Origin of the sequence: Escherichia sp. AM3, from assembly GCF_032029835.1 — a bacterium.
Taxonomy (GTDB): Bacteria; Pseudomonadota; Gammaproteobacteria; order Enterobacterales; family Enterobacteriaceae; genus Escherichia; species Escherichia coli.
This window is the reverse complement of sequence record NZ_JAVUPQ010000066.1, coordinates 1-24,284: the sequence shown is the minus strand read 5'-3', so window position 1 is coordinate 24,284 and position 24,284 is coordinate 1. Positions and strand designations below refer to the sequence as shown.

Below are 24,284 nucleotides of genomic sequence, written 5' to 3'. Positions count from 1 at the left end.
CGGTGGAGCTGCATGACAAAGTCATCGGGCATTATCTGAACATAAAACACTATCAATAAGTTGGAGTCATTACCGTCTTTGTTAAGGCCATGCATAAAGTAAGGGTAATTACGCCAAAAATGACATTTTCACTGATCCTGATCGTCTTGCCTTATTGAATATGATTGCTATTTGCATTTAAAATCGAGACCTGGTTTTTCTACTGAAATGATTATGACTTCAATGACCCTTGATTTACCTCGCCGCTTCCCCTGGCCGACGTTACTTTCGGTCTGCATTCATGGTGCTGTTGTGGCGGGTCTGCTCTATACCTCGGTACATCAGGTTATTGAACTACCTGCGCCTGCGCAGCCGATTTCTGTCACGATGGTTACGCCTGCTGATCTCGAACCGCCACAAGCCGTTCAGCCGCCACCGGAGCCGGTGGTAGAGCCAGAACCGGAACCTGAGCCGATCCCCGAACCGCCAAAAGAAGCACCGGTGGTCATTGAAAAGCCGAAGCCGAAACCTAAGCCAAAACCGAAGCCGGTGAAAAAGGTACAGGAGCAGCCAAAACGCGATGTCAAACCCGTAGAGTCGCGTCCGGCATCACCGTTTGAAAATACGGCACCGGCACGCCCGACATCAAGTACAGCAACGGCTGCAACCAGCAAGCCGGTTACCAGTGTGGCTTCAGGACCACGCGCATTAAGCCGTAATCAGCCGCAGTATCCGGCACGAGCACAGGCATTGCGCATTGAAGGGCAGGTTAAAGTTAAATTTGACGTCACGCCGGATGGTCGCGTGGATAACGTACAAATCCTCTCAGCCAAGCCAGCGAACATGTTTGAGCGTGAGGTGAAAAATGCGATGCGCAGATGGCGTTATGAGCCGGGTAAGCCAGGCAGTGGGATTGTGGTGAATATCCTGTTTAAAATTAACGGCACCACCGAAATTCAGTAAGCATAAAGTCAAAAGCCTCCGACCGGAGGCTTTTGACTATTACTCAACAGGTAAGGCGCGAGGTTTTCCTTCAGGATCAACCGCGACATACTTAAATAATGCTTCTGTCGCTTTATACCGTTGCCCGATTGGTTCAGACGCTACTTTTTTCACCCACACTTCAATATTAATGCTGACCGATGTCGTCCCTTTCTGGACACAGCGTGCATAGCAGCACACCACATCGCCGACCGCAACCGGCCGTAAGAAAGTCATTCCTTCAACCCGCACAGTCACTACGCGACCGTGGGCAATTTCTTTTGCCAGAATAGCGCCGCCAATATCCATTTGTGACATTAACCAACCACCAAAGATGTCACCATTGGCATTGGTATCGGCGGGCATGGCTAAAGTACGTAAAACAAGATCGCCCTGAGGGACGTTATGTGTTGTAGACATGGTAAAACCGACTTAAAAGGAAAATCACAGGCGCGATGCTACTATGATTTTCCTGAGGAGAACAGAGGAGATACAGCGCCAGCCCCGAAGGACTGGCAGTCTGGTTAGGATTTATCTTCCTGCGGCATGTGGCGGTAGATATAGATACCGCTTAACAATGTGAAGATTAAGGTAAGGGCGGTCAGGCCAAAGACTTTAAAGTTGACCCAAATATTTTGCGGCAGCCAGAATGCGATGTAGATGTTTGCCAGACCGCAAAGGATAAAGAAAACAGCCCAGGCCAGATTCAGCTTCGACCATACCGGTTGCGGCAGCGTGAGTTCTTTACCCAGCATCCGCTGAATTAGCGGCTTTTTCATCACCCATTGGCTGACTAACAGGGCTCCCGCAAATAGAGCATAAATGACTGTAACCTTCCATTTAATAAACTCATCATTGTGGAAGAACAGCGTCAAGCCACCGAAGACGACCACCAGAACAAAAGTGATCAGGGCCATCTTCTCAACCTTACGAAAGCGAACCCAGCTATAGATAAGCACAATCGCCGTGGCGACGATCAGCGCCGCAGTAGCTGCATAGATGTCATAAATCTTGTAAAACGCGAAAAAGACAACCAGCGGTAAAAAATCAAGAAACTGCTTCATTTTACGATTCCGTAATCAAATGCTTAAGGTTATTGGCGAATCAACATATACAGGCGGAACAGATAGATGAGCAATATGGCTGAAATCAGGTTGCTCAAGGTGTTCGCCAGTACGGCACCAATTTCCGGGGTTAATGCGGCAAAAGAAGAGGCAAAAAGCAGCAACAGTGTTTTTGCCAGCAACCAGCTCAGTACTGCGGGTGCCACCAGACGCATATTCGCCCAAGTCAGCCGCATACTGCTACGCATCGAGGCAAAAATGCCCATTTTGTCCTGTACCAGCATCACCGGTGCCAGGGCCAGCAAAATGGCCATGATAATTCCCGGAACGACCACCAGCATGATGCCAATCTGTACTAAAAGGGTAGTCAGAAAAATCAGAATAAATAACTTGGGCAATATCGGCGCACTGGCACCAATAGCTCGCAGCGCACTGACTCTCTGACCCGCAGACACCAGCTGGATAATTAATATTACGCCTCCGGCGAGAATGGCGTTACCGATCAATCCTGAAAAAGTGGAAGCCGCTGAAGCTTGCAGCAAAATTTGTTGCTGTTCCGGTGACATATTCTGAACCAGGTCGAACAACCCACTACTGCCGCTAACGGGTACGCCGTCATTGAGCTGCGCAAGCTGTGCATCACTGGGTGAGAAAACATGCCCTAACACCACTGTGATAAACGCACATAGCAACGATACCAACAGAATGGTCATAAATTGATTACGGAAGAAATTTCCGGTGTCACGGTATACGGACTGCGCCGTGATAGACATGCACTCTCCTTGAGTTTTATGCAGGTGTTAATTAGCGGGCAATTGTACCCTGGTTAAGCCTCGGGTGGCAGCATCAGGTCTTGTATGGAAAAGCATATCTTTGTAAAGCGGAGGTAATTGCTGGCCTTCAGGCATGGGCAAATCGCGGCAAGTGGCGACCGAGTTAATATTTGCGTAGCGAAAATATTTAAAAATTGATTTAAATCACATTAACCAGGATTCTCAATGCAACTTCTAAATTAATCCAGATCAATAAAGGGTGAATTATCATATGTAATGTGATCTATGTAGGATCATTTGTTACTCCAATGTAGGTATATTCGTCACGTTTTTATAACCATAACGACGGAGCGGATATGAAAAAGTTAACAGTGGCGGCTTTGGCAGTAACAACTCTTCTCTCTGGCAGTGCCTTTGCGCATGAAGCAGGCGAATTTTTTATGCGTGCAGGTTCTGCAACCGTACGTCCAACAGAAGGTGCTGGTGGTACGTTAGGAAGTCTGGGTGGATTCAGCGTGACCAATAACACGCAACTGGGCCTTACGTTTACTTATATGGCGACCGACAACATTGGTGTGGAATTACTGGCAGCGACGCCGTTCCGCCATAAAATCGGCACCCGGGCGACCGGCGATATTGCAACCGTTCATCATCTGCCACCAACACTGATGGCGCAGTGGTATTTTGGTGATGCCAGCAGCAAATTCCGTCCTTACGTTGGGGCAGGTATTAACTACACCACCTTCTTTGATAATGGATTTAACGATCATGGCAAAGAGGCAGGGCTTTCCGATCTCAGTCTGAAAGATTCCTGGGGAGCTGCCGGGCAGGTGGGGGTTGATTATCTGATTAACCGTGACTGGTTGGTTAACATGTCAGTGTGGTACATGGATATCGATACCACCGCCAATTATAAGCTGGGCGGTGCACAGCAACACGATAGCGTACGCCTCGATCCGTGGGTGTTTATGTTCTCAGCAGGATATCGTTTTTAATTCCGCACAAAAACGACCCCGTAATATACGGGGTCAATAAGGACATGGTATAAAGGGTATTATTTCTTCGCTTCTACGCCATCAGTTTCAGAGCGAATTAAAAATTTCTCAGTTGTTTGCGGAATATTCTGAATCAGCCAGTCGGCCATTTGCTTTTCCTCATTTAAAATCGCTTCGATGGTTGGAATTGAAGCTGTATCACCGGCATTTTTTGCTGCTGCTAATAGTGAGGTGTAACAGGCGATTTCAAATTGCTCGAAGACATATCCGCTAATAGAGCCTTTGACTATTTCATCAGAAGGGAATATACCACCGATTGACTGCCCAAGCGCAGCCATTTTACTCATGGAATCTTTAATGACTGAACGTGAAATGTCATTACGATCAAGAATAGTTTCCAGTTGAACAATCTGGTTTTTGGTTTCACTAAGATGTTGTTCAATACGAGCGCGTAGTTCAGGATAATTATCTATACGGCTGGCCATGGATTCAAGCATAGATTCGGCTTGCTTTTCCATTGCGTGGGCGTCACGTAACCAGTCATGATAATGTTCAATACGATTCATGAAAATGTCCTCTTTATAAAATGACTAAAAGTTAAAATTCATATTTCAGGCTTTATTTTCGGCTTTCTTATTTACGTTATTAATGGCCAGATCAGTCAGTTTGATGTCGGTGGCCTTTTCTTCTTCCAGGGTTTCTTTCAGAAGCTTCGCTGCTTTACGGTAACCTAATTGTTCAGCCAGCGTCGCTAATGTCCCGTAACTGGCAATCTCATAATGCTCGACTTTCTGTGCTGCGGCAATCAGTGCGGCATCACGCACTTCGTTTTTCTCGGTACTTTCGATGACCTCATTAGCTTCTTCAATAAGACCTTCCATTGCCACACATTTCATGCGCTTAATTTTCAGGTTCGATTCGGACTCCACAACTTGATCAATACGTTCAATCTGTCCATGAGTTTCCTCGAGGTGCGCATGAAAAGCCTGACTTAATTTTTCATTTGATGTTGCTCTTGCGAGTTTTGCCAGTGCCCGGGTTAATTGTTTTTCTGCGCTGTAGGTATCTGAAAGCAGGTGAATAAATACATCTTCAATGGTCTTCATATTCATATTTTTCTCCAGTGAAATCACTGCGAGCCATACGGCCCGCAGATGCAATTATCTTTATCAGCTGATATTAATAATTAACGGTGAATCAGGATTTGCCTGATTTATTACCACCGCTTTGTTGTCCGCCTTTTTTACCCGCTTCAGATGCGCGTTGCGGATCATTTTTAAAATTACCGCCGCTATGCTGACCGCCTTTACGGCCTGCGTCGGATGCCTTCTCACGGTCTTCGGCGAAATTTCCTGAACCACCACGATGTTCGGCCATGTTATTTCTCCCGTTGCGTTGCATTGTTTCATTAATATGAGTGTTGTGTGTCGACACTCATTAAAATTAGTCGCTAATGAGAATTAGTCAAATTAAGCGCAACGAGAAGATAGAGGGAAAATATATTTTGAGGAACATTCTGGATATATTAACAATTACCTGAGGAATAAGTGACTTAGAGAAAATTATTGATTTTACTGGTGTTATGTTGCGGGATTAATTTGTTTGATTATATTACTGTTGGGCGGAAAAATGACGTAAGTTGACGTTCGACCGGGGTAAGCGAAACGGTAAAAAGATAAATATTAAATGAATTTAGGATTTTTCCGGCTTCATTAAAGAAAGTTAAAATGCCGCCAGCGGAACTGGCGGCTGTGGGATTAACTGCGCGTCGCCGCTTTCATCGGTTGTACAAAAACTTTCAGTGCCGCCAGCATTTTCTCTGGCTCATTAATATGTTGCTCGATGATTTTAACAATGGCCGAACCAGAAATCGCGCCCGCAGCTCCTGCATCAATCGCTGCTTTTACCTGATCCGGGGCGGAAATACCAAATCCCTGCAATGGAGGTGCAGCGTTGTACTCTTTCAGCTTCGCAACCAGATGATTGAGGGGTAACGCGGCGCGGTTTTCTGCGCCGGTCACGCCTGCTCGTGACAGCAAATAGGTGTAACCACGACCGTAAGAGGCTATCTGGCGCAGCAGGTCGTCATCGGCATTTGGCGGGCAGATGAAGATAGGTGCGACATTATGACGCAACGCGGCCTGGCGGAAGGGCGCGGACTCTTCAACTGGCACATCGGCAACCAGCACCGAATCGACGCCGACTTTTTCGCACTGGGCATAAAACTCATCAATGCCTTTGTTAAACACCAGATTGGCATACATCAACAGGCCAATGGGAATGGTCGGGTGTTTCTGGCGAATCAGTGCCAGCATTTCAAAACATTGTGCCGGAGTCACACCTGCCGCAAAGGCGCGCAGAGTGGCGTTTTGAATCGTCGGGCCATCCGCCAGTGGGTCGGAGAAGGGGATACCTAACTCCAGCGCGTCAGCACCGGCTTCAATTAGCGTATCGATAATTTTCAATGACTGCTCAATGCCCGGATCACCGAGCGTGACGAAAGGAACGAATGCGCCTTCTTTGCGCTCCTTCAACTGGGCAAACAGAGATTCGTAGCGTTCCATCAGATTTCCCCTCGTGCTTTCAAAATATCGTGAACGGTGAAGATGTCTTTATCGCCGCGACCGGAAAGGTTAACCACCAGTAGCTGCTCTTTATCCGGGTTTTCGCGCATCATTTTCAACGCATGGGCCAGGGCGTGGGAGGATTCCAGCGCCGGGATGATCCCTTCGTGCAGGCACAGCGTTTTGAAGGCTTCAAGGGCTTCATCATCGGTAATAGACACGTAATCAGCGCGTCCAGTGCTGTTAAGATACGCGTGTTGTGGGCCGACAGACGGGAAATCCAGTCCGGCGGAGATGGAGTAAGATTCTTCAATCTGCCCGTCTTCGGTTTGCATCATCGGCGCTTTCATACCGAAATAGATACCCACGCGACCATGTTTTAGCGGTGCGCCGTGCTCGCCAGTTTCGATACCGTGACCACCTGGCTCCACACCAATCAGGCCGACGTTGGTTTCATTGATGAAATCAGCAAACATGCCGATGGCATTCGAACCGCCGCCAACACAGGCGATAACGGCATCCGGCAGGCGACCTTCTCTTTCCAGAATCTGCGCTTTGGTTTCTTCGCCAATCATCCGCTGAAACTCACGCACAATGGTCGGATAAGGATGCGGGCCAGCTGCGGTGCCCAGCATATAGTGCGCGGTTTCGTAACTACCGGACCAGTCGCGCAGCGCCTCGTTACAGGCATCTTTCAGCGTCGCGGAACCGCTATGCACCGGGATCACTTCCGCACCCATTAAGCGCATACGAAAAACGTTAGGCGACTGGCGTTCAACGTCTTTGGCACCCATATAAATACGGCATTTCAGGCCGAGCAGGGCGCTGGCAAGGGCCGACGCCACGCCATGCTGACCGGCACCGGTTTCGGCGATGATTTCGGTTTTACCCATCCGCTTCGCCAGCAACGCCTGCCCCAGCACCTGGTTAGTTTTATGCGCGCCGCCGTGCAGCAAATCTTCACGCTTGAGATACAGCGTGGTGTTCGTCCCGGCTGTAATGTTCTGGCATTTGGTCAGCGCGGTTGGACGCCCGGCATAGTTTTTCAGCAGGTCGTTGAACTGAGCCTGAAATTCAGGATCTTTTTGCGCACTGACAAAAGCTTCTTCCAGCTGGCGCAGAGCAGGCATCAGGATTTGTGGCACGTACATGCCGCCAAACTCACCAAAATAGGGGTTAAGTAATGTTGTCATTGTTCCTTTCCTTAATATGCGCGCAGCGTCTGGAAAACCGAGGCCAAAAGACGTGCGTCTTTGATGCCCGGTTGCGACTCTACAGCAGAATTAAAATCAAGTCCGGCGCAGCCGGTTTGTGCCGCTTCCACGCAGTTATCTGCGCCTAAGCCCCCCGCCAGCAGAACGTTGCCAAGCGATTGACCATTTAATAGTGACCAGTCAAAACGTTGCCCGCTTCCACCCTGGCCGTTGTCTAAAACATATTTATCAACGTGCTGAAACTCGCGGGCGGGCAGGGTTTCACCGACGCTTAATGCTTTCCAGATGGCAACATGTGCTGGCAGAGCTTCACGCAGCGTATCGATATACAGCTGTTCTTCATTACCATGCAGTTGCACTGCCGCCAGCGATAACACCTTAGCTTTGTCCACCACATCGGCAATATCGTGATTGCGGAACACGCCAACATACTGCAACGGTGCCGCAGCCATCACTTCCTGCGCCTGTTCAACGTTGACGCAACGCGGTGATGTCGCAACAAAAATCAACCCACCGTAAATCGCGCCCGCGTCATAAGCTGCTTTAGCATCTTGCCCACGCGTCAGGCCGCATACTTTATTCTCACCCAGCAACACCCGGCGCACGGCGGCGTGCAAATCGTCATGGGCCATCAACGCCGAACCAATCAGAAAACCGTTAGCGAAGTGGCTTAACTCGCGCACCTGAGCGTAAGTATTGATGCCGGATTCGCTGATTACCGTCACGTTGTGCCCCAGTTTCGGCGCAAGCTCGCGGGTACGGTTGAGATCAATCGACAAATCACGCAGATCGCGGTTGTTGATGCCAACGACCTTTGCTCCCAATGCAATGGCGCGCTCCTGTTCCTCTTCATTACTGACTTCGGTCAGCACCCCCATCTCCAGACTGTGAGCGACGGCGGCAAGCTGGCGATATTGGTCGTCATCCAGTACTGAAAGCATTAATAAGCAGGCATCGGCCTGGTAATAGCGCGCCAGATAGATCTGGTAAGGGTCGATAATGAAGTCTTTACATAAAATCGGCTGCGGGGCGATTTGGCTGACGATGGGGAGGAAATCAAAGCTCCCCTGAAAATATTTCTCATCAGTCAGCACCGAAATTGCCGAAGCGTAATGTTTATAAATGGCGGCAATGCGTGCTGGATCGAAATCATCACGGATCACGCCTTTTGACGGCGACGCTTTCTTGCACTCCAGAATAAACGCCGTGCGCGCACCCTGTAGCGCATCATAAAAATGTCGCGTGCTCGGCTGAACCTCATTCTGAAAACTGGCCAGCGGTTGCTGCTGTTTGCGGGCTTCTACCCAAATCGCCTTGTCTGCGACGATTTTCGCTAAAACGGTTTGCATCATTTACCCTCGTGCCGCCAGTGCGGTGACTCTGTCGTAAGCGGAACCACTGCGCAGTACCTCAAGAACGGTTTGCGCATTGGCTTGCAGATCTTCATGGCCATGCAGGCGCATTAACATGGCGACGTTCGCAGCGACGGCTGCTTCATGGGCGGCGTCGCCTTTACCTTGTAACAAACGTGTTAAAATGTCACGGTTTTCTTCCGGTGTTCCGCCTGCCAGTTGCTCCTGGTGGTAGGGTGTCAGGCCAAAGTCTTCTGCGGTGAGCTGATAGCTTTTAATTTCGCCGTCATGCAGTTCGGCAACGATTGTCGGCGCGTGTAATGAAACTTCATCCATCCCGCCGCTGTGCACCACCGCCGCGCGTTGATACCCCAGCACGCGCAAGGTTTCGGCAATCGGCAGCACCAGTTCCGGACTATAAACACCAATTAACGCCAGCGGCGGATGCGCCGGGTTAATCAATGGCCCCAGCACATTGAACAGGGTGCGGGTTTTCAGTTGCTGGCGAACCGGCATCGCGTGGCGGAATCCAGTGTGATACTTCGGCGCAAAGAGGAAACATACACCTAACTCATCCAGCGCCTGGCGCGATTTATCGGCGTTCATATCAAGATTAATACCGAACGCCGCCAGCAGATCGGACGAACCAGATTTACTGGAGACGCTACGGTTGCCGTGTTTCGCCACTTTCAGCCCACAGGCCGCGGCGACAAACGCACTGGCGGTAGAAATATTGATACTGTTGCTGCCGTCACCGCCAGTACCGACGATATCAGCAAACAGATAATCCGGGCGCGGGAACGGCGCTGCGTTTTCCAGTAGCGCGGTTGCTGCCCCGGCGATCTCGTTCGGGTGCTCACCGCGAATTTTCATGCTCACCAGCGCCGCCGCCAGTTGTTCCGGCTTCAGCTCGCCACGCACCACCGCTGAAAACAGCTGGTGGCTTTCTTGTTGGCTAAGCGTCTGCGCCTGATACAGTTTTTCCAGAATCGGTTGCAGCGTGTTGGCTGGCTCTAGTTTCTGCTGCGCCCAGGCCAGCGTTTGTTCCAGCAGGCGAGCGCCCTGGGTGGTGAGAATGGATTCCGGATGGAACTGGAATCCACAAACGCGATCCGCATCGTGACGTACTGCCATCACCATGCCATTAAAATGGGCGTTGATGGTTAAACCGGCCGGAATGTTACTGCCAACCAGCGAGTGATAACGCGCCACCGGCAGCGGGTTTGTTAATCCGGCAAACATCGCCTGACCGTCATGTTCAATGCTGGAGGCTTTACCGTGGAGAATTTCGCCCGCCTGACCGACATAGCCCCCGTAAGCTTCGACAATCGCCTGATGTCCGAGGCAAATGCCAATAATGGGCAGCTTGCCACGCAAGCGGGTGAGGAGTTCCGGCATACAACCGGCTTCGCTCGGCACACCGGGGCCAGGAGAAAGCATCAGCACCGGATTGCTCATGGTCGCCAGGCGTTCAATTAAGGTTTGCGCCGGAATATGGTTGCGGTAAATCACCACGTTATGCCCATTGCTGCGCAACTGATCTGCCAGGTTGTACGTAAAAGAGTCGATATTATCGAGCAGCAGAATGTCAGCCATCAGAAAGTCTCCTGTGCATGATGCGCGGTGGCAATAGCGCGCAGTACAGCGCGGGCTTTATTACGGGTTTCGTCGGCTTCCGACTGCGGAACAGAATCAAGGACTACGCCAGCACCGGCTTGCACGGTGGCGATACTGTTTTCCACCAGCGCCGAGCGGATCACAATGCAGGTGTCGAGATCGCCATGCGCGGTGAAATAACCTACCGCGCCGCCGTAGCTGCCGCGGCGACGACCTTCAGCCTCGGCAATTAACTGCATAGCGCGTACTTTCGGCGCACCGCTTAACGTTCCCATATTCATACAGGCGCGGTAAGCGTGCAGGGCGTCGAGATCGTGGCGCAGCTCACCGACCACGCGGGAGACCAGGTGCATCACGTAAGAGTAACGGTCAACTTTGGTAAGATCGGCGACGTAGCGGCTGCCGGGGGTGCAAATGCGTGCCAGATCATTACGGGCGAGATCCACCAGCATCAGATGTTCAGAAAGCTCTTTATGATCGGTACGCATTTCCAGTTCGATGCGGCTGTCGAGGTCTCTGTCCAGTGAACCATCGGCACGACGACCGCGTGGGCGTGTCCCGGCAATCGGGTAGATCTCAATCTGGCGGCTGGTGGCGTCATATTTGAGCGAACTTTCCGGCGACGCGCCAAACAGGGTGAAATCATTATCCTGCATAAAAAACATGTACGGGCTGGGATTACTCTTTTTCAGCACGTAATAGGCCGCCAGCGGTGACGGGCAGGGCAGAGAGAAACGGCGAGATGGCACCACCTGGAAAATTTCTCCAGCGCGAATCGCTTTTTGCAACAAACGCACTACGCCACCGAACTCTTCATCGCTCTGGTTACATTCACAACGCATATGCGGCACGGAAACCACCGGCAGCGGTGGCGCGGTTTCGGTCAGTTGCTGGCGAAGATCGTTCAGGCGAGCAGTGAGACGTTGTTTTTCTTCTTCATTCGGAGCAAACAGGCTGGCCTGAATGCGGGTGCTTTTTTTCTGATGGTCAATCACCATCAGCGTTTCAGCGAGATAAAAACAGAAATCAGGGCAGTTATTTTCCGCTGACAGTTGCGGTAAATCTTCAAACCCCGCCACAAGGTCATAAGAGAACAGGCCGCCGAAGAACATGGCTTCTCGTTCTTCCTTCGGTACATTCAACAGATTCTGCAATAAGCGGAAAGCGTCAAAAACCGAAAGGGAGCATAAGCGAGCGTCTTCATCCAGCAGTGGACTAACAGGGGGGAAGCGCAGCACACGGCAGTTTGGTAATTGTTCATTTTCCACACCCGCAGGCAGGGCGTTATCCAGTAGTGTCAGCAGGGCTTCGCCGTTGCCGGAAAGGGACTGGATTGTGACAGTGTCACCTAAAGCTGTAATGCGTAGCGCACTGTCTACCAGCAGCAGGCTTTTTAAATCATCTTTGCTGTCGATATCTGCGGATTCCAGCAGCAGCGTTGCCGGACGATCCTCACACAATTGGTGAAAAAGCGCGGTGGGATTGTCGCGATAAGCGCCTTCGCAGGTTAGCAGTTCGAGAGTCGGTTTTTGTGTTTGCATTGTTATTCTCTAATTTTGTTCAAAAAAAAGCCCGCTCATTAGGCGGGCTGGGTATCTGATTGCTTTACGCATGGTGAATACACTGCCCGTTTCAGGAAGTGCGCCACCAAGCTTTCAGTACGAAAATTGCTTTCATTGTCGATACCCTTTTTACGTGAACTTGCGTACTAGTTAACTAGTTCAATGATTAATTGTCAACAGCTCATTTCAGAATATTTGCCAGAACCGTTATGATGTCGGCGCAAAAAACATTATCCAGAACGGGAGTGCGCCTTGAGCGACACGAATTACGCAGTGATTTACGACCTGCACAGCCATACCACAGCTTCCGATGGCTGCCTGACGCCAGAAGCATTGGTGCACCGTGCAGTCGAGATGCGCGTCGGCACCCTGGCGATCACCGACCATGACACCACAGCTGCAATCGCGCCAGCAAGAGAGGAAATTTCACGTTCGGGACTGGCGCTGAATCTTATTCCCGGCGTGGAAATTTCCACGGTCTGGGAAAATCATGAAATTCATATTGTCGGGCTGAATATTGATATTACTCATCCGCTAATGTGTGAGTTCCTCGCGCAGCAGACAGAACGGCGCAATCAGCGGGCGCAGCTGATTGCCGAAAGACTTGAAAAAGCGCAAATACCTGGGGCGCTGGAAGGCGCACAACGACTGGCGCAGGGCGGCGCAGTGACGCGCGGTCATTTTGCGCGTTTCCTTGTTGAGTGCGGCAAAGCCAGTTCAATGGCGGATGTCTTTAAAAAGTATCTGGCGCGCGGGAAAACCGGATACGTTCCGCCACAGTGGTGTACAATAGAACAAGCTATTGATGTCATTCATCATTCTGGCGGTAAGGCGGTGCTAGCTCATCCTGGGCGGTACAATCTTAGTGCTAAATGGCTGAAAAGATTGGTTGCGCATTTTGCCGAACACCACGGTGACGCGATGGAAGTCGCGCAGTGCCAGCAATCGCCCAATGAACGTACCCAGCTGGCGGCCCTTGCGCGTCAGCATCATTTATGGGCATCACAAGGATCTGATTTTCATCAGCCATGCCCGTGGATCGAACTGGGTCGTAAACTCTGGCTGCCCGCAGGCGTTGAAGGCGTCTGGCAGCTATGGGAACAGCCGCAGAACACCACAGAGAGGGAATTATGAGCCAGTTTTTTTATATTCATCCTGATAACCCACAGCAACGTCTGATCAACCAGGCGGTGGAGATCGTGCGTAAAGGCGGGGTGATTGTTTATCCAACTGATTCCGGCTATGCGCTCGGCTGTAAAATTGAAGATAAAAACGCGATGGAGCGTATTTGTCGTATTCGCCAGCTGCCGGACGGTCACAACTTTACCCTGATGTGTCGCGATCTTTCTGAACTCTCGACCTATTCATTTGTGGATAACGTTGCGTTTCGTTTAATGAAAAACAACACGCCGGGCAACTATACCTTCATCCTGAAGGGGACGAAGGAAGTGCCACGCCGTCTGTTGCAGGAAAAACGCAAAACCATCGGTATGCGTGTGCCTTCTAACCCGATTGCGCAGGCGTTGCTTGAAGCACTGGGCGAACCGATGCTTTCCACTTCGCTAATGCTGCCAGGCAGCGAATTTACCGAATCCGATCCCGAAGAAATTAAAGACCGTCTGGAAAAACAGGTAGATTTGATTATTCACGGCGGCTATCTCGGGCAGAAACCGACAACGGTTATTGATCTTACCGATGATACGCCGGTCGTGGTGCGTGAAGGCGTAGGTGATGTGAAGCCTTTCTTATAACAAATTGCGTTCCACGGATGGAAGACTATGGCAGGGAAGTTTCGCTGCATTTTGCTGTTGATAGCAGGGCTGTTTGTATCATCTCTAAGTTATGCAGAAAACACGGAGATCCCTTCTTATGAAGAAGGGATTTCGCTCTTTGATGTTGAAGCCACTCTGCAACCGGATGGGGTGCTCGACATCAAAGAAAATATTCATTTTCAGGCGCGAAATCAGCAGATTAAACACGGATTTTATCGTGATTTACCACGACTCTGGATGCAGCCTGATGGGGACGCTGCACTGCTGAACTATCATATTGTTGGCGTCACCCGTGATGGTATTCCTGAACCCTGGCATCTTGACTGGCATATCGGGTTAATGATTATTGTCGTGGGCGATAAACAACGTTTCTTGCCTCAAGGCGACTATCATTATCAAATTCATTATCAGGTTAAAAATGCTTTCCTGCGTGAGGGAGATTCAGATCTGTTAATCTGGAACGTGACTGGTAACCACTGGCCGTTTGAAATCTATAAGACCCGATTTTCACTCAAGTTCCCTGATATCGCGGGTAATCCATTTAGCGAAATCGATCTCTTTACTGGAGAAGAGGGCGACACATATCGAAATGGCCGCATCTTTGAGGACGGAAGAATTGAATCCAGCGATCCGTTTTATCGTGAAGATTTCACGGTACTCTACCGCTGGCCTCACGCTTTACTCAGCAATGCCCCGGCTCCACAAACGACGAATATTTTCAGCCATATTCTTTTACCCTCCACGTCATCGTTGTTAATTTGGTTTCCGTGTCTATTCCTGGTTTGTGGATGGTTATATCTCTGGAAGCGCAGGCCGCAATTTACGCCGGTAGATGTGATTGAAACCGATGTCATTCCGCCAGATTACACGCCCGGCATGTTACGTCTCGATGCGAAGCTGGTTTACGACGATAAAGGTTTCTGTGCCGATATCGTAAATCTGATCGTGAAGGGAAAAATTCATCTGGAAGATCAGTATGATAAGAACCAGCAAATCCTGATTTGTGTTAATGAAGGCGCGACCAGAAATAATGAGGTATTACTGCCCGCAGAGCAGTTATTACTGGAAGCGTTATTTCGTAAAGGCGATAAGGTCGTTCTTACGGGGAGACGCAACAGACTCTTACGCAGGGCATTTTTACGGATGCAGAAATTTTATCTGCCGCGTAAAAAGTCTTCGTTTTACCGGCCTGATACGTTTTTGCAATGGGGTGGACTGGCAATATTGGCGGTCATTCTCTACGGTAACCTGAGTCCCGTAGGTTGGGCAGGAATGAGTCTGGTAGGCGATATGTTTATTATGATCTGCTGGATTATTCCTTTTTTATTTTGTTCCCTTGAGCTTTTATTTGCCCGCGATGATGACAAGCCTTGCGTTAATCGTGCAATCATCACTTTGTATTTACCACTGATTTGTTCAGGCGTGGCCTTCTATTCTCTCTATATCAATGTCGGAGATGTATTCTTTTACTGGTATATGCCAGCGGGTTATTTTAGCGCTGTTTGCCTGACCGGTTATCTCACTGGCATGGGGTATATTTTTCTGCCAAAGTTTACCCAAACTGGGCAGCAACGTTATGCCCGCGGTGAAGCTATCGTTAACTATCTTGCGCGTAAAGAGGCAGCAACACACAGTGGACGTCGGCGGAAAGGGGAAACACGGAAACTGGATTACGCGTTGCTAGGTTGGGCTATATCGGCAAATTTGGGGAGGGAATGGGCGTTACGCATTGCCCCTTCGCTTTCTTCGGCGATTCGCGCTCCAGAGATTGCCCGTAACGGCGTTTTATTCTCAATTACAGACGCACCTAAGTTGCGGGGCCAATACCAGTTTGTTGGGGCGAAGTTATTCCGGTGGTGGTGCTGGCGGCGGCGCGGGTGGCGGAGGCGGTGGTGGCTGGTAATTAAGCTGATGTTAATCGAAACAAGCTTTAACCATAAAGATAGTGTAGTATGTTGCGCCTCAAAGCCAGGCCGATAAACGTCGAGTCGTTTACTTAAGGCCTGAAGAGTTCAAACAGACTTTACTATCAGTGAGTCAGATGTAAGTTCTGACTCACTGTTGCACAAAAGCATATCAGACGCCTGGGAAGGCGACACCAAAAGGAAGCTCTATGAGCGAAAAGCTACAGAAAGTGCTGGCGCGTGCCGGCCACGGTTCTCGCCGTGAAATCGAATCTATTATTGAAGCCGGTCGTGTGAGTGTTGATGGCAAAATTGCTAAACTCGGCGATCGTGTTGAAGTTACCCCTGGATTGAAAATCCGTATCGATGGTCACCTGATTTCGGTACGTGAGTCCGCTGAACAAATTTGTCGCGTTCTGGCCTATTACAAACCGGAAGGTGAGTTGTGTACCCGTAACGATCCGGAAGGACGTCCAACGGTGTTTGACCGTCTGCCAAAACTGCGTGGCGCACGCTGGATTGCCGTGGGTCGCTTGGACGTTAATACCTGTGGTCTGCTGCTGTTCACCACCGATGGTGAACTGGCAAACCGTTTAATGCACCCAAGCCGTGAAGTTGAACGTGAATATGCCGTGCGTGTATTTGGTCAGGTTGACGACGCGAAACTGCGTGATTTGAGTCGTGGCGTGCAGTTGGAAGATGGTCCGGCAGCTTTTAAAACCATCAAGTTCAGCGGCGGCGAAGGGATCAACCAGTGGTACAACGTGACTCTGACCGAAGGCCGTAACCGTGAAGTTCGTCGTCTGTGGGAAGCGGTTGGTGTGCAGGTGAGCCGCCTGATCCGTGTTCGTTACGGTGATATCCCACTGCCAAAAGGTCTGCCACGCGGTGGCTGGACGGAGCTGGACCTCGCCCAGACTAACTATCTGCGCGAACTGGTGGAGCTACCGCCAGAAACCAGCTCTAAAGTCGCTGTAGAAAAAGACCGTCGTCGCATGAAGGCGAATCAGATTCGTCGTGCGGTGAAACGTCACAGTCAGGTGAGCGGCGGTCGTCGTTCTGGCGGACGTAATAATAACGGTTAATCAAAGTATGCCGGACGTCATATCCGGCATTTTTACAGATTAATAATCGATCCCTATCTGCGCTTTTACACCGGCATCAAACGCATGTTTGACGGGGCGTAATTCACTTACCGTATCTGCCAGTTCAAGAATATCCCGATGACAACCACGACCCGTGATAATCACCGTCTGTTGATGTGGACGTTCATTTAACGCCTGCACCACTTCTTCCAGTGGCAAATAGTCATACGCCACCATATACGTCAGTTCATCAAGCAAAACCATATCCAGTGAGGAATCAGCAAGCATCCGCTTTGCATGTTGCCAGACTTCGCGGCAGGCGGCGGTATCAGACTCGCGGTTTTGTGTATCCCAGGTAAAGCCCGTTGCCATCACCTGAAACTCAACGCCATGTGGCTCCAGCAGATTGCGTTCGCCATTAGGCCAGGTGCCTTTAATAAACTGCACGACGCCTACTTTTTTTCCGTGACCAACTGCGCGTGTTGCCGTACCAAATGCCGCGGTGGTTTTGCCTTTTCCATTGCCGGTAAAGACGATGATAATACCGCGTTCATCCTGGGCCTGGGCCACACGAGCATCTACTTTTTCTTTCACTCGCTGCTGACGCTGTTGGTAGCGTTCATCACTCATTGGGAAATTCCTGGTTTACGGCCCGGTTGGGCGTTAAAGGTCATGCCGGTTTTACGGCGGCTGTCATCGCCCATCAGCCAGAGGTAGAGCGGCATGATATCAGCGGGTGTTTTAAGTTTCTGTGGATCTTCGGTCGGGAAGGCGCTGGCACGCATTGCGGTGCGCGTACCGCCTGGGTTAATGCAGTTGACGCGCAGGCGCTGCTGATATTCATCGGCCAGTACCTGCATCATCCCTTCGGTGGCAAATTTCGACGCTGCATATGCGCCCCAGTTGGCTCGTCCCTGACGTCCAACGCTTGATGAAGTAAAGACCAGTGAACCGGCGTCCGATTTGAGTAATAAAGGAAGCAGTGCCTGGGTGAGCATAAAGGTGGCATTAACGTTGACCTGTATGACGTCCTGCCAGACCTGTGGATTTTGTTCGCTCATTGGACAAACATCGCCGAGCAATCCGGCATTATGCAAAACACCATCCAGACGCGGATAATTAACGGCAATGCGCTGTGCCAGTTGTTGGCAATCTTCGGACCTGCAGGTCAGCAAATCGAGAATAAACCACTGTGGCTGACGCCCAGTTTCTTCGTTTATGTGGCTGGCTACCTGACGTAATTTTTCTTCATTACGGCCCAACAGAATCACTGTCGCACCATAGCGTGCATACGTCATCGCGGCTTCACGACCAATACCATCACTGGCTCCCGTCACCAGGATAATGCGATCATTGAGTAAATCTTGTTTTGGCTGGTAATGCATGGCTACTCCTCAACGACGTTGTCTGTCGCGCTGCCAGTGTACTTTATGACTTTGGGGCTTTATGCCTGAAACAGAAGGGCATTTCAATCAGCCTGGGGCGATAACACCGCAAAATGGATACTTTGTCATACTTTCGCTGCAATAACATCTCTGCGAGACGGCTTAACATGCCTGTTGTAAACTGTGAGCCAAAGCGTTGTTTAACCAAGGTGGGGACTCGTGGAATTGTTGTCTGAATATGGTTTGTTTTTGGCGAAAATCGTTACCGTTGTGCTAGCGATTGCGGCGATTGCCGCCATTATTGTCAATGTTGCTCAACGTAATAAACGCCAGCGTGGCGAGTTACGGGTCAACAATCTCAGCGAACAGTATAAGGAGATGAAAGAAGAACTGGCCGCGGCGCTGATGGACTCACATCAGCAAAAACAGTGGCACAAAGCGCAGAAGAAAAAGCATAAGCAAGAAGCGAAAGCAGCAAAAGCGAAAGCCAAACTGGGAGAGGTGGCAACTGACAGTAAACCCCGCGTCTGGGTGCTGGATTTTAAAGGCAGCATGGACGCCCATGAAGTGAACTCGCTACGTGAAGAGATAACGGCTGTACTCGCAGCATTCAAACCGCAGGATCAGGTTGTACTACGTCTGGAAAGCCCTGGTGGCATGGTGCATGGTTACGGGTTGGCGGCTTCGCAGCTGCAGCGTCTGCGTGATAAAAACATTCCTTTAACTGTTACGGTAGACAAAGTCGCTGCCAGCGGCGGTTACATGATGGCCTGTGTGGCGGACAAAATTGTTTCCGCACCGTTTGCTATTGTGGGTTCCATTGGGGTGGTGGCGCAAATGCCCAACTTTAACCGCTTCCTGAAAAGCAAAGATATTGATATCGAACTTCACACCGCCGGGCAGTATAAGCGTACGCTGACCTTGCTGGGTGAAAATACCGAAGAAGGGCGGGAGAAATTCCGCGAAGAGCTGAACGAAACGCATCAGTTATTTAAAGATTTTGTGAAGCGTATGCGTCCGTCTCTGGATATTGAACAGGTGGCAACGGGTGAACACTGGTACGGACAACAGGCGGTAGAGAAAGGCCTGGTTGATGAAATCAACACCAGTGATGAAGTTATTCTTAGCCTGATGGAAGGCCGTGAAGTGGTCAATGTACGCTATATGCAGCGTAAACGACTCATTGACCGACTCACCGGCAGCGCGGCAGAGAGCGCCGATCGATTGTTGTTACGCTGGTGGCAGCGGGGGCAAAAGCCATTGATGTAAAAGACAAACGCGAGGGTAAGACCTCGCGTTTTGCTTTAATCAACCAGGTGATATTTTTCTGAAAGCACATGGGCCAGGTGTTTGAACATATTAAACACCGCGGTGCTTTTGGCTGTTGGCAATCCTTGTTCATCTAAAAAGTAGTCGCCGGTAAATACCAGCACGCCATTACGCTGCGTGACGCCGGTGGCTTCAATCCCTGCGAGCGTATCCTCATGCTCACGAATGATTTTGTTGGCCTCTTTCAACAGCGTCTCGCGGTCGATGGGTTGTGTCTCTTTGTTCATTATTTACTCCTTAAACAAGGACATTAGTCTACGCCAGGCATGGCTTGCAGACAAATATACCACGCTGGTGGCAAGAGCGCCTTACTGGCAACTTTGGATTTTGCATGCTAATAAAGTTGCGTATCGGATTTTATCAGGTACAGTGTGACGCTTTCGTCAATCTGGCAATAGATTTGCTTGACATTCGACCAAAATTCCGTCGTGCTATAGCGCCTGTAGGCCAAGACCTGTTAACTCAGTCACCTGAATTTTCGTGAACAGAGTCACGACAAGGGGTTGATATCCGCAGAGAGCGAGTCCATATCGGTAACTCGTTGCCAGTGGAAGGTTTATCAACGTGCGACGCATTCCTGGAAGAATCAAATTAGGTAAGGTGAATATGGGTAAAGCTCTTGTCATCGTTGAGTCCCCGGCAAAAGCCAAAACGATCAACAAGTATCTGGGTAGTGACTACGTGGTGAAATCCAGCGTCGGTCACATCCGCGATTTGCCGACCAGTGGCTCAGCTGCCAAAAAGAGTGCCGACTCTACCTCCACCAAGACGGCTAAAAAGCCTAAAAAGGATGAACGTGGCGCTCTCGTCAACCGTATGGGGGTTGACCCGTGGCACAATTGGGAGGCGCACTATGAAGTGTTGCCTGGTAAAGAGAAGGTCGTCTCTGAACTGAAACAACTGGCTGAAAAAGCCGACCACATCTATCTCGCAACCGACCTTGACCGCGAAGGGGAAGCCATTGCATGGCACCTGCGGGAAGTGATTGGGGGTGATGATGCGCGCTATAGCCGAGTGGTGTTTAACGAAATTACTAAAAACGCGATCCGCCAGGCATTTAACAAACCGGGTGAGCTGAATATTGATCGTGTTAATGCCCAGCAGGCGCGTCGCTTTATGGACCGCGTGGTGGGGTATATGGTTTCGCCGCTGCTATGGAAAAAGATCGCTCGTGGTCTGTCTGCCGGTCGTGTGCAGTCGGTGGCAGTCCGCCTGGTGGTCGAGCGTGAGCGTGAAATTAAAGCGTTCGTGCCGGAAGAGTTCTGGGAAGTCGATGCCAGCACGACCACGCCATCTGGTGAAGCGTTGGCGTTGCAGGTGACTCATCAGAACGACAAACCGTTCCGTCCGGTCAACAAAGAACAAACTCAGGCTGCGGTAAGTCTGCTGGAAAAAGCGCGCTACAGCGTGCTGGAACGTGAAGACAAACCGACAACCAGTAAACCTGGCGCTCCTTTTATTACCTCTACGCTGCAACAAGCTGCCAGCACCCGTCTTGGGTTTGGCGTGAAAAAAACCATGATGATGGCGCAGCGTTTGTATGAAGCAGGCTATATCACTTACATGCGTACCGACTCCACTAACCTGAGTCAGGACGCGGTAAATATGGTTCGCGGTTATATCAGCGATAATTTTGGTAAGAAATATCTGCCGGAAAGTCCGAATCAGTACGCCAGCAAAGAAAACTCACAGGAAGCGCACGAAGCGATTCGTCCTTCTGACGTCAATGTGATGGCGGAATCGCTGAAGGATATGGAAGCAGATGCGCAGAAACTGTACCAGTTAATCTGGCGTCAGTTCGTTGCCTGCCAGATGACCCCAGCGAAATATGACTCCACGACGCTGACCGTTGGTGCGGGCGATTTCCGCCTGAAAGCACGCGGTCGTATTTTGCGTTTTGATGGCTGGACAAAAGTGATGCCTGCGTTGCGTAAAGGCGATGAAGATCGCATCTTACCAGCAGTTAATAAAGGCGATGCTCTGACGCTCGTTGAACTGACACCAGCCCAGCACTTTACCAAGCCGCCAGCCCGTTTCAGTGAAGCATCGCTGGTTAAAGAACTGGAAAAACGTGGTATCGGTCGTCCGTCTACCTATGCGTCGATCATTTCGACCATTCAGGATCGTGGCTATGTGCGAGTAGAAAATCGTCGTTTCTATGCGGAAAAAATGGGCGAAATCGTCACCGATCGCCTGGAAGAGAATTTCCGCGAGTTAATGAACTACGACTTCACCGCGCAGATGGAAAACAGCCTTGACCAGGTGGCAAATCACGAAGCAGAGTGGAAAGCTGTACTGGATCACTTCTTCTCGGATTTCACCCAGCAGTTAGATAAAGCTGAAAAAGATCCGGAAGAGGGTGGTATGCGCCCGAACCAGATGGTTCTGACCAGCATTGACTGCCCGACTTGTGGTCGCAAAATGGGGATTCGCACAGCGAGCACCGGGGTATTCCTTGGCTGTTCTGGCTATGCGCTGCCGCCGAAAGAGCGTTGCAAAACCACCATTAACCTGGTGCCGGAAAACGAAGTGCTGAACGTGCTGGAAGGCGAAGACGCTGAAACCAACGCGCTGCGCGCAAAACGTCGTTGCCCGAAATGCGGCACGGCGATGGACAGCTATCTCATCGATCCGAAACGTAAGTTGCATGTCTGTGGTAATAACCCAACCTGCGACGGTTACGAGATCGAAGAGGGCGAATTCCGCATTAAAGGTTATGACGGCCCGATCGTTGAGTGTGAAAAATGTGGCTCTGAAATGCACCTGAAAATGGGGCGTTTCGGTAAATACATGGCCTGCACCAACGAAGAGTGTAAAAACACACGTAAGATTTTACGTAACGGCGAAGTGGCACCACCGAAAGAAGATCCGGTGCCATTACCTGAGCTGCCGTGCGAAAAATCAGATGCTTATTTCGTGCTGCGTGACGGTGCTGCCGGTGTGTTCCTGGCTGCCAACACTTTCCCGAAATCGCGTGAAACGCGTGCGCCACTGGTGGAAGAGCTTTATCGCTTCCGCGACCGTCTGCCGGAAAAACTGCGTTATCTGGCCGATGCGCCACAGCAGGATCCGGAAGGTAATAAGACCATGGTTCGCTTTAGCCGTAAAACCAAACAGCAATATGTCTCTTCGGAAAAAGACGGAAAGGCGACTGGCTGGTCAGCATTTTATGTTGATGGCAAATGGGTTGAAGGAAAAAAATAACCTTTAATTCTGTCAGGTTTTTATAAACAAAGGGTCGCGAAAGCGGCCCTTTTTTATTGCATATTATTTTTTCTTCACACCTATACACTAAGGCTATAAATGATATAGTGGTTATAGTTAGCACCTTTTTTATTATTAAATCGTATTAGTCACCCGCCAGGTGTGACGAAAAAACGATGTTCTGATGGCGTCTAAGTGGATGGTTTAACATGAAATTACAACAACTTCGCTATATTGTTGAGGTGGTCAATCATAACCTGAATGTCTCATCAACAGCGGAAGGACTTTACACATCACAACCCGGGATCAGTAAACAAGTCAGAATGCTGGAAGACGAGCTAGGCATTCAAATTTTTTCCCGAAGCGGCAAGCACCTGACGCAGGTAACGCCAGCAGGGCAAGAAATAATTCGTATCGCTCGCGAAGTCCTGTCGAAAGTCGATGCCATAAAATCGGTTGCCGGAGAGCACACCTGGCCGGATAAAGGTTCACTGTATATCGCCACCACGCATACCCAGGCACGCTACGCATTACCAAACGTCATCAAAGGCTTTATTGAGCGTTATCCTCGCGTTTCTTTGCATATGCACCAGGGCTCGCCGACACAAATTGCTGATGCCGTCTCTAAAGGCAATGCTGATTTCGCTATCGCCACAGAAGCGCTGCATCTGTATGAAGATTTAGTGATGTTACCGTGCTACCACTGGAATCGGGCTATTGTAGTCACTCCGGATCACCCGCTGGCAGGCAAAAAAGCCATTACCATTGAAGAACTGGCGCAATATCCGTTGGTGACATATACCTTCGGCTTTACCGGACGTTCAGAACTGGATACTGCCTTTAATCGCGCAGGGTTAACGCCGCGTATCGTTTTCACGGCAACGGATGCTGACGTCATTAAAACTTACGTCCGGTTAGGGCTGGGGGTAGGGGTCATTGCCAGCATGGCGGTGGATCCGGTCGCCGATCCCGACCTTGTGCGTGTTGATGCTCACGATATCTTCAGCCACAGTACAACCAAAATTGGTTTTCGCCGTAGTACTTTCTTGCGCAGTTATATGTATGATTTCATTCAGCGTTTTGCACCGCATTTAACGCGTGATGTCGTTGATGCGGCTGTCGCATTGCGCTCTAATGAAGAAATTGAGGTCATGTTTAAAGATATAAAACTGCCGGAAAAATAATTTCTTGCGTTATTTTCGGCACCTTTTATGTAGCGAAGGTGCCGGAATATATTCTCTTTTGTTACTTATTTCTATACCGTGCACAATATTTTTATCCCTCATATTTATAGGGTAAATTACCTGTAAAGTAGTGTCTAATTACCCGCCTCGCAAACTCCAGTTTTCAAATATCTATTTCAGGTCAAAAGATTGAATTATTCACTGGAGACGATTCGTAAATTCGCTGGATTTTTGACTAAAGTTTCGGTAATGACTCCAACTTATTGATAGTGTTTTATGTTCAGATAATGCCCGATGACTTTGTCATGCAGCTCCACCGA

Annotated in this window: 25 protein-coding genes, 2 pseudogenes and 1 other annotated feature; of the genes and pseudogenes, 10 read left to right on the top strand and 17 right to left on the bottom strand. The window is 50.0% G+C overall.

The features are described 5' to 3' along the window. The first annotated feature begins 2 nt into the window (after positions 1-2). Positions 3-59: an IS1 family transposase gene (locus RTW80_RS31505; protein WP_003032489.1), complete on the top strand. Its 57-nt coding sequence runs from the start codon at positions 3-5 to the stop codon at positions 57-59. Between the two features lie 163 nt (positions 60-222). After that, a complete protein-coding gene (gene tonB, locus RTW80_RS18955) occupies positions 223-942 on the top strand; it encodes a TonB system transport protein TonB (RefSeq protein ID WP_001300409.1) in 720 nt (239 codons plus the stop codon). A 39-nt stretch (positions 943-981) separates the two neighbouring features. Here tonB and yciA read toward each other — a convergent pair whose 3' ends face one another. The 4 genes and pseudogenes from yciA to RTW80_RS18935 all read right to left on the bottom strand — a co-directional run. Beyond that, a complete protein-coding gene (gene yciA, locus RTW80_RS18950; RefSeq protein ID WP_000108160.1) occupies positions 982-1,380 on the bottom strand; it encodes an acyl-CoA thioester hydrolase YciA in 399 nt (132 codons plus the stop codon). A 104-nt stretch (positions 1,381-1,484) separates the two neighbouring features. After that, positions 1,485-2,024 (bottom strand): septation protein A, encoded by a 540-nt coding sequence (locus tag RTW80_RS18945; protein ID WP_000808667.1) that lies wholly within the window; start codon positions 2,022-2,024, stop codon positions 1,485-1,487. Between the two features lie 29 nt (positions 2,025-2,053). Further along, positions 2,054-2,797: a YciC family protein gene (locus RTW80_RS18940; protein WP_000028540.1), complete on the bottom strand. Its 744-nt coding sequence runs from the start codon at positions 2,795-2,797 to the stop codon at positions 2,054-2,056. A gap of 27 nt (positions 2,798-2,824) precedes the next feature. Then, positions 2,825-2,914: pseudogene (locus RTW80_RS18935) on the bottom strand (YkgJ family cysteine cluster protein); the annotation flags it as partial. Between the two features lie 239 nt (positions 2,915-3,153). Here RTW80_RS18935 and ompW point away from each other — a divergent pair. Then, positions 3,154-3,792: an outer membrane protein OmpW gene (gene ompW, locus RTW80_RS18930; RefSeq protein ID WP_000737226.1), complete on the top strand. Its 639-nt coding sequence runs from the start codon at positions 3,154-3,156 to the stop codon at positions 3,790-3,792. A 59-nt stretch (positions 3,793-3,851) separates the two neighbouring features. Here the strand turns inward: ompW and RTW80_RS18925 are convergent, their stop codons facing one another. The 9 genes from RTW80_RS18925 to trpL form a co-directional block, all read right to left on the bottom strand. Then, positions 3,852-4,358, bottom strand: a complete 507-nt coding sequence (locus RTW80_RS18925; protein WP_001079505.1) for a ferritin-like domain-containing protein — start codon at positions 4,356-4,358, stop codon at positions 3,852-3,854. Between the two features lie 45 nt (positions 4,359-4,403). Then, positions 4,404-4,904, bottom strand: a complete 501-nt coding sequence (locus RTW80_RS18920) for a ferritin-like domain-containing protein (protein ID WP_001056490.1) — start codon at positions 4,902-4,904, stop codon at positions 4,404-4,406. Positions 4,905-4,989: 85 nt separating this feature from the next. Next, positions 4,990-5,169, bottom strand: a complete 180-nt coding sequence (locus tag RTW80_RS18915; protein ID WP_000807651.1) for a general stress protein — start codon at positions 5,167-5,169, stop codon at positions 4,990-4,992. A gap of 380 nt (positions 5,170-5,549) precedes the next feature. Then, positions 5,550-6,356: a tryptophan synthase subunit alpha gene (gene trpA, locus RTW80_RS18910; protein WP_000443067.1), complete on the bottom strand. Its 807-nt coding sequence runs from the start codon at positions 6,354-6,356 to the stop codon at positions 5,550-5,552. Further along, positions 6,356-7,549 carry a tryptophan synthase subunit beta gene (trpB, locus tag RTW80_RS18905; RefSeq protein ID WP_000209520.1) on the bottom strand — a complete coding sequence of 398 codons (1,194 nt, stop codon included), beginning with the start codon at positions 7,547-7,549 and terminating at the stop codon, positions 6,356-6,358. Before trpB ends, trpA begins: the two co-directional genes overlap by 1 nt. Positions 7,550-7,560: 11 nt before the next feature. Further along, entirely contained in the window at positions 7,561-8,922 is a 1,362-nt protein-coding gene (gene trpCF, locus RTW80_RS18900; RefSeq protein WP_000983865.1) for a bifunctional indole-3-glycerol-phosphate synthase TrpC/phosphoribosylanthranilate isomerase TrpF, read from the bottom strand. Further along, positions 8,923-10,518: a bifunctional anthranilate synthase glutamate amidotransferase component TrpG/anthranilate phosphoribosyltransferase TrpD gene (trpD, locus tag RTW80_RS18895; RefSeq protein ID WP_000763511.1), complete on the bottom strand. Its 1,596-nt coding sequence runs from the start codon at positions 10,516-10,518 to the stop codon at positions 8,923-8,925. Next, positions 10,518-12,080: an anthranilate synthase component I gene (gene trpE, locus RTW80_RS18890; RefSeq protein ID WP_001194567.1), complete on the bottom strand. Its 1,563-nt coding sequence runs from the start codon at positions 12,078-12,080 to the stop codon at positions 10,518-10,520. Before trpE ends, trpD begins: the two co-directional genes overlap by 1 nt. Before the next feature lie 21 nt (positions 12,081-12,101). After that, positions 12,102-12,195: a sequence feature (Trp leader region), on the bottom strand. After that, positions 12,172-12,216: a trp operon leader peptide gene (gene trpL, locus RTW80_RS18885; protein ID WP_001386774.1), complete on the bottom strand. Its 45-nt coding sequence runs from the start codon at positions 12,214-12,216 to the stop codon at positions 12,172-12,174. Its footprint overlaps the feature before it by 24 nt. A gap of 137 nt (positions 12,217-12,353) precedes the next feature. Between trpL and rnm the strand changes: the two genes are divergently transcribed. The 4 genes and pseudogenes from rnm to rluB all read left to right on the top strand — a co-directional run bounded on the left by rnm (position 12,354) and on the right by rluB (position 16,862). After that, complete coding sequence (gene rnm, locus RTW80_RS18880) at positions 12,354-13,235, top strand: RNase RNM (protein WP_001285661.1); 882 nt, start codon at positions 12,354-12,356, stop codon at positions 13,233-13,235. Then, entirely contained in the window at positions 13,232-13,852 is a 621-nt protein-coding gene (locus RTW80_RS18875; protein WP_001295575.1) for an L-threonylcarbamoyladenylate synthase, read from the top strand. The genes rnm and RTW80_RS18875 overlap by 4 nt, the downstream gene beginning before the upstream one ends. Before the next feature lie 27 nt (positions 13,853-13,879). Next, positions 13,880-15,776: pseudogene (locus RTW80_RS18870) on the top strand (DUF2207 domain-containing protein). 210 nt (positions 15,777-15,986) lie between these two features. Beyond that, complete coding sequence (gene rluB, locus RTW80_RS18865) at positions 15,987-16,862, top strand: 23S rRNA pseudouridine(2605) synthase RluB (protein WP_001291217.1); 876 nt, start codon at positions 15,987-15,989, stop codon at positions 16,860-16,862. 39 nt (positions 16,863-16,901) lie between these two features. On the opposite strand, the gene cobO is transcribed toward rluB, so the two are convergent. Together cobO and RTW80_RS18855 are read right to left on the bottom strand one after the other, a co-directional pair. Further along, positions 16,902-17,492 (bottom strand): cob(I)yrinic acid a,c-diamide adenosyltransferase, encoded by a 591-nt coding sequence (gene cobO / locus RTW80_RS18860; RefSeq protein WP_001278906.1) that lies wholly within the window; start codon positions 17,490-17,492, stop codon positions 16,902-16,904. Next, positions 17,489-18,247: a YciK family oxidoreductase gene (locus tag RTW80_RS18855; RefSeq protein ID WP_032248039.1), complete on the bottom strand. Its 759-nt coding sequence runs from the start codon at positions 18,245-18,247 to the stop codon at positions 17,489-17,491. The genes cobO and RTW80_RS18855 overlap by 4 nt, the downstream gene beginning before the upstream one ends. Before the next feature lie 219 nt (positions 18,248-18,466). Between RTW80_RS18855 and sohB the strand changes: the two genes are divergently transcribed. After that, positions 18,467-19,516 carry a protease SohB gene (gene sohB / locus RTW80_RS18850; protein ID WP_000422046.1) on the top strand — a complete coding sequence of 350 codons (1,050 nt, stop codon included), beginning with the start codon at positions 18,467-18,469 and terminating at the stop codon, positions 19,514-19,516. Positions 19,517-19,551: 35 nt separating this feature from the next. On the opposite strand, the gene RTW80_RS18845 is transcribed toward sohB, so the two are convergent. Further along, on the bottom strand, positions 19,552-19,803 hold the full coding sequence (locus RTW80_RS18845) for a YciN family protein (protein WP_001031530.1): 252 nt from the start codon (positions 19,801-19,803) through the stop codon (positions 19,552-19,554). A gap of 379 nt (positions 19,804-20,182) precedes the next feature. On the opposite strand from RTW80_RS18845, the gene topA reads away from it, so the two are divergent. Next, on the top strand, positions 20,183-22,780 hold the full coding sequence (gene topA, locus RTW80_RS18840; protein ID WP_001297122.1) for a type I DNA topoisomerase: 2,598 nt from the start codon (positions 20,183-20,185) through the stop codon (positions 22,778-22,780). A 209-nt stretch (positions 22,781-22,989) separates the two neighbouring features. Next, positions 22,990-23,964: an HTH-type transcriptional regulator CysB gene (gene cysB / locus RTW80_RS18835; RefSeq protein ID WP_000776253.1), complete on the top strand. Its 975-nt coding sequence runs from the start codon at positions 22,990-22,992 to the stop codon at positions 23,962-23,964. A gap of 260 nt (positions 23,965-24,224) precedes the next feature. Here cysB and RTW80_RS31500 read toward each other — a convergent pair. After that, positions 24,225-24,284: IS1 family transposase (locus RTW80_RS31500; protein ID WP_071528444.1), on the bottom strand; the 60-nt coding region annotated here is incomplete at its 5' end.

Bases quoted from the DNA above. Each gene is read 5' to 3' on its own strand.
- RTW80_RS18940 (WP_000028540.1), bottom strand. From the start codon at position 2,797: ATGTCTATCACGGCGCAGTCCGTATACCGTGACACCGGAAATTTCTTC.
- topA (WP_001297122.1), top strand. From the start codon at position 20,183: ATGGGTAAAGCTCTTGTCATCGTTGAGTCCCCGGCAAAAGCCAAAACG.
- cobO (WP_001278906.1), bottom strand. From the start codon at position 17,492: ATGAGTGATGAACGCTACCAACAGCGTCAGCAGCGAGTGAAAGAAAAA.
- trpCF (WP_000983865.1), bottom strand. From the start codon at position 8,922: ATGATGCAAACCGTTTTAGCGAAAATCGTCGCAGACAAGGCGATTTGG.
- RTW80_RS18945 (WP_000808667.1), bottom strand. From the start codon at position 2,024: ATGAAGCAGTTTCTTGATTTTTTACCGCTGGTTGTCTTTTTCGCGTTT.
- RTW80_RS18920 (WP_001056490.1), bottom strand. From the start codon at position 4,904: ATGAATATGAAGACCATTGAAGATGTATTTATTCACCTGCTTTCAGAT.
- RTW80_RS18845 (WP_001031530.1), bottom strand. From the start codon at position 19,803: ATGAACAAAGAGACACAACCCATCGACCGCGAGACGCTGTTGAAAGAG.
- trpD (WP_000763511.1), bottom strand. From the start codon at position 10,518: ATGGCTGACATTCTGCTGCTCGATAATATCGACTCTTTTACGTACAAC.
- trpE (WP_001194567.1), bottom strand. From the start codon at position 12,080: ATGCAAACACAAAAACCGACTCTCGAACTGCTAACCTGCGAAGGCGCT.
- RTW80_RS18855 (WP_032248039.1), bottom strand. From the start codon at position 18,247: ATGCATTACCAGCCAAAACAAGATTTACTCAATGATCGCATTATCCTG.
- yciA (WP_000108160.1), bottom strand. From the start codon at position 1,380: ATGTCTACAACACATAACGTCCCTCAGGGCGATCTTGTTTTACGTACT.
- RTW80_RS18925 (WP_001079505.1), bottom strand. From the start codon at position 4,358: ATGAATCGTATTGAACATTATCATGACTGGTTACGTGACGCCCACGCA.
- trpB (WP_000209520.1), bottom strand. From the start codon at position 7,549: ATGACAACATTACTTAACCCCTATTTTGGTGAGTTTGGCGGCATGTAC.
- RTW80_RS18875 (WP_001295575.1), top strand. From the start codon at position 13,232: ATGAGCCAGTTTTTTTATATTCATCCTGATAACCCACAGCAACGTCTG.
- ompW (WP_000737226.1), top strand. From the start codon at position 3,154: ATGAAAAAGTTAACAGTGGCGGCTTTGGCAGTAACAACTCTTCTCTCT.
- rluB (WP_001291217.1), top strand. From the start codon at position 15,987: ATGAGCGAAAAGCTACAGAAAGTGCTGGCGCGTGCCGGCCACGGTTCT.
- trpA (WP_000443067.1), bottom strand. From the start codon at position 6,356: ATGGAACGCTACGAATCTCTGTTTGCCCAGTTGAAGGAGCGCAAAGAA.
- tonB (WP_001300409.1), top strand. From the start codon at position 223: ATGACCCTTGATTTACCTCGCCGCTTCCCCTGGCCGACGTTACTTTCG.
- RTW80_RS18915 (WP_000807651.1), bottom strand. From the start codon at position 5,169: ATGGCCGAACATCGTGGTGGTTCAGGAAATTTCGCCGAAGACCGTGAG.
- cysB (WP_000776253.1), top strand. From the start codon at position 22,990: ATGAAATTACAACAACTTCGCTATATTGTTGAGGTGGTCAATCATAAC.